Here is a 1,445-nt window from a genome sequence, read left to right on the forward strand (position 1 = left end):
GCCACGCGCCCGAGCAGCGGCTGGGGCAGGGGCTCGGGTCGGCGCACCGCCTCAGGATGCCGCGAGCAGGCCGCCCGCCCGTGGTGCTGTCCACAGGCGATGCCGTCGCGCCGTGGAGCGCCATCCGCTGGGCGCGACAGCGGGATATCCGCGCGCCATTCCCTGCCGCCGCGTCCTGCAGATCGAGTGGGTGTGAGGGAGCGGGTGGGTTAGGATCGGCGTACAACCTCACACCGGGCCATCGACGCATCGCGGGAGAGCCGGGCAGTCCTCACCAGCACTGGCCGGCACCGAAGGAGCAAGCCTCCCCGCCAATCTCTCAGGTCACACATACCGCGATGACAAGGCCGCTCTGAAAAGTGGATGCCGCGACCGCTGCATCCCGCCGACGGTGAAAGCCGAGCGCCCCACGGGTGCGACGCGAAGCTCTCAGGCCCATGACAGAGGGGGAGTTCTCAAGCGGCATCCGCCGACCGCCCACGCGACTCTGGAGAACTCGTGACCGACCCCGGAACCACCGAAACCGGCACCATCGAACGTCGGAGCCCCCTCGACGACGTGCACCGCGCTGCCGGCGCGAGCTTCACCGACTTCGCCGGGTGGCAGATGCCGGTGCGCTACTCCAGCGACCTGGCCGAGCACCACGCCGTTCGCGAGCACGCCGGCCTCTTCGACCTGTCGCACATGGGCGAGATCATCGTGGTCGGCCCCGAGGCCGCCGAGTCGCTCGACTACGCCCTCGCCGGCAAGCTGTCGGCGATCGCGCTCGGCCAGGCGAAATACTCGCTGCTGCTCGACCGCGACGGCGGCGTGATCGACGACCTCGTCGTCTACCGCACCGGCGAGGACCGCTACATGGTCGTCGCGAACGCGTCGAACCGCGAGGTCGTCGCCGAGGAGCTGCGCGACCGCACCTCCCCGTTCGACACCGAGGTGTTCGACGAGAGCGACGACATCGCGCTCATCGCCCTGCAGGGCCCCGACGCGCTCGAGGTGCTGCAGCAGACGCCGGGCTTCGGCATCCAGGGTCCGGGCAACGACGAGGACGACTTCGTCACCGCGCTCGCGAACCTCAAGTACTACCGGGCGATCGCCGCCGAGTACGAGGGCCAGCCGGTGCTCGTCGCACGCACGGGCTACACCGGCGAGGACGGCTTCGAGCTCTACGTCGCGCCCGACGTCGCCGCGCGCATCTGGGACGCCCTCCGCGAGACCGGCGGCCCGCGGGTCGTGCCGTGCGGCCTCGCGAGCCGCGACACCCTCCGGCTCGAGGCCGGCATGCCGCTCTACGGGCACGAGCTCGGCCGCGACATCCTGCCGGTGCAGGCCGGACTCGGTCGGGTCGTCGCACTCACGAAGGAGGGCGACTTCGTCGGTCGCACCGCCATCGAGCAGGGCCCGGCGCCGGATGCCCCGGTGCTGGTCGGCCTGGCCGCAGAAGGCCG

1 protein-coding gene and 2 riboswitches are annotated in these 1,445 nt (G+C 71.4%); the gene reads left to right on the forward strand.

The genetic code is table 11. From position 1 onward, the window contains the following. Positions 1-242: 242 nt before the first annotated feature. A riboswitch (glycine riboswitch) is annotated at positions 243-346 on the forward strand. 1 nt (position 347) lies between these two features. Beyond that, positions 348-451, forward strand: a riboswitch (glycine riboswitch). 47 nt (positions 452-498) lie between these two features. Then, positions 499-1,445, forward strand: a 947-nt coding sequence (gene gcvT, locus GH736_RS22940; RefSeq protein ID WP_159607328.1) for a glycine cleavage system aminomethyltransferase GcvT, incomplete at its 3' end; no start/stop codon positions are given.

Source organism: Agromyces humi (genome assembly GCF_009720255.1).
Classification (GTDB): Bacteria; Actinomycetota; Actinomycetes; order Actinomycetales; family Microbacteriaceae; genus Agromyces; species Agromyces humi.